This window comes from Cypionkella sp. TWP1-2-1b2 (assembly GCF_049896245.1).
Classification (GTDB): domain Bacteria; phylum Pseudomonadota; class Alphaproteobacteria; order Rhodobacterales; family Rhodobacteraceae; genus Cypionkella.
Genome location: NZ_JAFCTX010000081.1, coordinates 1 through 5,507, shown reverse-complemented (window position 1 = coordinate 5,507; position 5,507 = coordinate 1). Strand labels below are relative to the sequence as shown.

The following is a 5,507-nucleotide window of genomic DNA, read 5'->3' as shown; positions in this document are numbered from 1 at the left end:
AGAAGACATTGTCTGAGATTGCTTCGGTCAAGGAGCAATCATCGAATGAGTTTTGCTGAGAAACGATCAAACCGATCGGATTATTAGTACCAGTAAGCTTCATGGGTCGCCCCACTTCCACACCTGGCCTATCAACGTGGTAGTCTTCCACGATCCTCAGCGAAGCCTTGTTTTGAGGTTAGTTTCCCGCTTAGATGCTTTCAGCGGTTATCTATTCCATACTTAGCTACCCTGCTGCACAGCTGGCGCCATGACAGGTACACCAGAGGTATGTCCATCCCGGTCCTCTCGTACTAGGGACAGATCCTCTCAAGCTTCGAACACCCACGGCAGATAGGGACCAAACTGTCTCACGACGTTCTGAACCCAGCTCACGTACCACTTTAAATGGCGAACAGCCATACCCTTGGGACCTGCTCCAGCCCCAGGATGTGATGAGCCGACATCGAGGTGCCAAACTTTGCCGTCGATATGGACTCTTGGGCAAAATCAGCCTGTTATCCCTAGAGTACCTTTTATCCGTTGAGCGATGGCCCTTCCACTCGGGACCACCGGATCACTATGGCCGACTTTCGTCTCTGCTCGACTTGTCAGTCTCGCAGTCAGGCGGGCTTATGCCATTGCACTCGACGACCGATTTCCGACCGGTCTGAGCCCACCATCGCGCGCCTCCGTTACACTTTAGGAGGCGACCGCCCCAGTCAAACTACCCACCACGCCATGTCCCGGGACCGGATAACGGCCCTCGGTTAGACGTCAACGACAGTAAGGGTGGTATTTCAAGGACGACTCCACCAGAGCTGGCGCCCCGGTTTCATAGTCTCCCACCTATCCTACACATACGGTCGCTAACGCCAAGGCGAAGCTATAGTAAAGGTTCATAGGGTCTTTCCGTCTGACCGCGGGAACCCCGCATCTTCACGGGGAATTCAATTTCACTGAGCCTATGCTGGAGACAGTGGGGAAGTCGTTACGCCATTCGTGCAGGTCGGAACTTACCCGACAAGGAATTTCGCTACCTTAGGACCGTTATAGTTACGGCCGCCGTTTACCTGGGCTTCAGTTCGTCGCTTTCACAACTCCCTTTAACCTTCAGGCACCGGGCAGGCGTCAGACCCTATACGTCGCATTGCTGCTTCGCAGAGCCCTGTGTTTTTGCTAAACAGTCGCTACCCCCTGGCTTGTGCCACTCAGTCCTGGTTGCCCAGGGTGAGTCACGCTTATTCCGAAGTTACGCGTGCAATTTGCCGAGTTCCTTCAGCATAGTTCTCTCAAACGCCTTGGTATGCTCTACCTGACCACCTGTGTCGGTTTCGGGTACGGTCTCTGCTGGAGTTATTTCCTGGGACAACGCCCCCGCACACACAATCCAATAAGTGGGTACGAGTTAAGCCATCCGTCACTTCCAGCTGGTGCAGGAATATTTACCTGCTTCCCATCGACTACGCTTTTCAGCCTCGCCTTAGGGGCCGACTAACCCTGCGCAGATTAGCTTTACGCAGGAACCCTTGGTCTTTCGGCGGGAGTGTCTCTCACACTCCTATCGTTACTCATGTCAGCATTCTCACTTCCGATACCTCCAGCCAGGCTCACGCCTGACCTTCACCGGCCTACGGAACGCTCCGCTACCGCTTGCAGTAAACTGCAAACCCATATCTTCGGCGCACGGCTTGAGCCCCGTTACATTTTCCGCGCAGGATCGCTTGATCAGTGAGCTGTTACGCTTTCTTTAAAGGATGGCTGCTTCTAAGCCAACCTCCTGATTGTCAAAGCAATCCCACATCGTTTCCCACTTAGCCGTGACTTGGGGGCCTTAGATGATGGTTAGGGTTGTTTCCCTTTTCACGACGGACGTTAGCACCCGCCGTGTGTCTGCCCGATAGTTCTCTTGGGTATTCGGAGTTTGGTTAGTATTGGTACCGCTCGCGCAGCCCGCAACCATCCAGTGCTCTACCCCCCAAGGAATTCGTCGGACGCTCTACCTAAATAGATTTCGCGGAGAACCAGCTATGTCCAGGTTTGATTGGCCTTTCACCCCTATCCACAAGTCATCCCAGAATTTTTCAACATTCACGGGTTCGGTCCTCCAGTTGGTGTTACCCAACCTTCAACCTGCTCATGGATAGATCACCTGGTTTCGGGTCGTCATACGTCGAACTTAGCGCCCTATTCAGACTCGCTTTCGCTGCGCCTACACCTAACGGCTTAAGCTTGCTCGACACATGAAGTCGCTGACCCATTATACAAAAGGTACGCCGTCACCCCGCTTGGGGGCTCCGACTGCTTGTAGGCTTCCGATTTCAGGATCTGTTTCACTCCCCTTGTCGGGGTGCTTTTCACCTTTCCCTCACGGTACTTGTTCACTATCGGTCGTAGAGGAGTACTTAGGCTTGGAGGGTGGTCCCCCCATGTTCAGACAGGATTTCACGTGTCCCGCCCTACTCGAGTCTCTTGCTATTTGATGACTACGGGGCTTTCACCCACTATGGCCGACCTTTCCAGATCGTTCGTCTTTATTTCACAAGAGCACTGGCCTGGTCCCGGTTCGCTCGCCACTACTACGGGAGTCTCGGTTGATGTCCTTTCCTCCGGGTACTGAGATGTTTCAGTTCCCCGGGTTCGCTTAATGAACCTATGTATTCAGTTCATTATACCTTTTAACAATCCGCCAATCGCCGTCCTGGCCCCCATCACAAGGATGAAGTTCAGAACGAAGTTGGAAGACTGTAAAGGTGGGTTTCCCCATTCGGAAATAACCGGATCAAAGGGTGCTAGCGCCTCCCCGGTTCTTATCGCAGCTTGCCACGTCCTTCATCGCCTCTCTACGCCAAGGCATCCGTCAGAAGCCCTTCAACGTTTGATCGTTTCTCAGCAAAACTCATGCTTGGTTTATTCCGCCCGACTGGAAAGATGCCGGGGGACCAAGCCTGATATTTGTCAGACAATGTCTTCTTCTCGAACATAACCTAAAAGCTCAGGGGAGCCGGTTGCGTTCTTCCTTTACGATTTCAATGCACGCCAACCTTACGGCCGACGGCAAACTTGAATGCGATCACAAAATCCTGGTGGAGCCAGACGGAGTCGAACCGACGACATCCTGCTTGCAAAGCAGGCGCTCTACCAACTGAGCTATGGCCCCGTTCCAAGGAACAGTGCGAAGCCCAGGAGAGCTGTCGGCGATGCCGTCTTGAGGCTGAGAACCCCGGCGAACCAGAAGTCCTGGTAGGCCCGGGCAGACTCGAACTGCCGACCTTACGCTTATCAGGCGTACGCTCTAACCACCTGAGCTACGGGCCTATGGCAGCGACAGCCGGGTTATAAAACCCAGGCTCGCGATCGCGTCACCAATACAACGACCCGAATGGTCGATGCGTCGATGACGAAAGTGGAAAGAGAAACGGAGACGGCGGCGTTCCGCCGTTTGTGCTCGGCGCTGTGAAGCGCTTCGCTATTGGAGCCTCAATAGACAGCCTCGTGAGAGACAGCCTGGAGAAGCATCCTTAGAAAGGAGGTGATCCAGCCGCAGGTTCCCCTACGGCTACCTTGTTACGACTTCACCCCAGTCGCTGACCCTACCGTGGTCGCCTGCCCCCTTGCGGTCAGCGCAGCGCCTTCGGGTAGAACCAACTCCCATGGTGTGACGGGCGGTGTGTACAAGGCCCGGGAACGTATTCACCGCGGCATGCTGATCCGCGATTACTAGCGATTCCAACTTCATGCCCTCGAGTTGCAGAGGACAATCCGAACTGAGACGACTTTTAAGGATTAACCCTCTGTAGTCGCCATTGTAGCACGTGTGTAGCCCACCCTGTAAGGGCCATGAGGACTTGACGTCATCCCCACCTTCCTCCGGCTTAGCACCGGCAGTCCCATTAGAGTTCCCAACTAAATGATGGCAACTAATGGCGAGGGTTGCGCTCGTTGCGGGACTTAACCCAACATCTCACGACACGAGCTGACGACAGCCATGCAGCACCTGTGTCCTAGTCTCCGAAGAGAAAGCCAGATCTCTCTGGCGGTCCAGGCATGTCAAAAGGTGGTAAGGTTCTGCGCGTTGCTTCGAATTAAACCACATGCTCCACCGCTTGTGCGGGCCCCCGTCAATTCCTTTGAGTTTTAATCTTGCGACCGTACTCCCCAGGCGGATTGCTTAATGCGTTAGCTGCGTCACCGAAATGCATGCATCCCGACAACTAGCAATCATCGTTTACGGCGTGGACTACCAGGGTATCTAATCCTGTTTGCTCCCCACGCTTTCGAGCCTCAGCGTCAGTAATGAGCCAGTATGTCGCCTTCGCCACTGGTGTTCTTCCGAATATCTACGAATTTCACCTCTACACTCGGAGTTCCACATACCTCTCTCATACTCAAGACACCCAGTATCAAAGGCAATTCCGAGGTTGAGCCCCGGGATTTCACCCCTGACTTAAATGTCCGCCTACGCTCCCTTTACGCCCAGTAATTCCGAGCAACGCTAGCCCCCTTCGTATTACCGCGGCTGCTGGCACGAAGTTAGCCGGGGCTTCTTCTCCGGGTACCGTCATTATCGTCCCCGGTGAAAGAATTTTACAATCCTAAGACCTTCATCATTCACGCGGCATGGCTGCGTCAGGCTTTCGCCCATTGCGCAAGATTCCCCACTGCTGCCTCCCGTAGGAGTTTGGGCCGTGTCTCAGTCCCAATGTGGCTGATCATCCTCTCAGACCAGCTACTGATCGTCGCCTTGGTGAGCCTTTACCTCACCAACTAGCTAATCAGACGCGGGCCGCTCTAATGGCGATAAATCTTTCCCCCGAAGGGCACATTCGGTATTAGCACAAGTTTCCCTGAGTTATTCCGAACCAAAAGGCACGTTCCCACGTGTTACTCACCCGTCCGCCACTAACTCCGAAGAGTTCGTTCGACTTGCATGTGTTAGGCCTGCCGCCAGCGTTCGCTCTGAGCCAGGATCAAACTCTCAGGTTGAGTTGACTTCTGACCTAAGCTTAAGAACATCCCGAAGGACGTCTTGGCATTAGTTCTACGTATTTTATTGACGAGTTCCCATTCATCGATCCGAAGACCGACGCATGGTATCTTTTCAAAAAGACCGCAGATAGTCAGTGTCGTATGATGACCTTCTAGGGCCATCGCAAGAACACCGCCGCCTGCGTTTCTCTTTCCAAATCAACAATGTCAAAGACCAAAACCGCATCAGCGGCCCGACTTGCTTAGCGCCGTGTCGTCGGCGGAGGCGGGGATTTAGAGACCGCCGAACCTCATGTCAACCGCTCTTTTCAGAGAACTTCCGGAGAGAAAGGCGAACCCTTCAGACCGCAAGAAACCACCCGAGGAAAGCGAGGCTTACCTCTAAAAACCCGTCGGCGATTCGATTGGAGCGCGGAACCTAGTGAAACCAACCGATGAAAGCAAGAAGTTTTTCGCTTCTGTCTTCCGTGAAACCGTGAGGATCAAGACCCCCGCAGCCCCGTCGGCCAGCCCGTTTCCGAGCGAGGCGGCTCTATACG

Annotated in this window: 2 tRNA genes and 2 rRNA genes; all 4 read right to left on the bottom strand. The window is 53.9% G+C overall.

The features are described from left to right. Positions 1-62: 62 nt before the first annotated feature. Positions 63-2,863: ribosomal RNA gene (locus tag ACP7AP_RS23905) — 23S ribosomal RNA — on the bottom strand. Between the two features lie 200 nt (positions 2,864-3,063). Beyond that, positions 3,064-3,139 (bottom strand) — tRNA-Ala (locus ACP7AP_RS23900). 81 nt (positions 3,140-3,220) lie between these two features. After that, positions 3,221-3,297, bottom strand: a tRNA-Ile gene (locus ACP7AP_RS23895). A 207-nt stretch (positions 3,298-3,504) separates the two neighbouring features. Beyond that, positions 3,505-4,965, bottom strand: a 16S ribosomal RNA gene (locus ACP7AP_RS23890). The 16S and 23S rRNA genes sit together here with 2 tRNA genes alongside, the layout of an rRNA operon. Positions 4,966-5,507 lie beyond the last annotated feature (542 nt).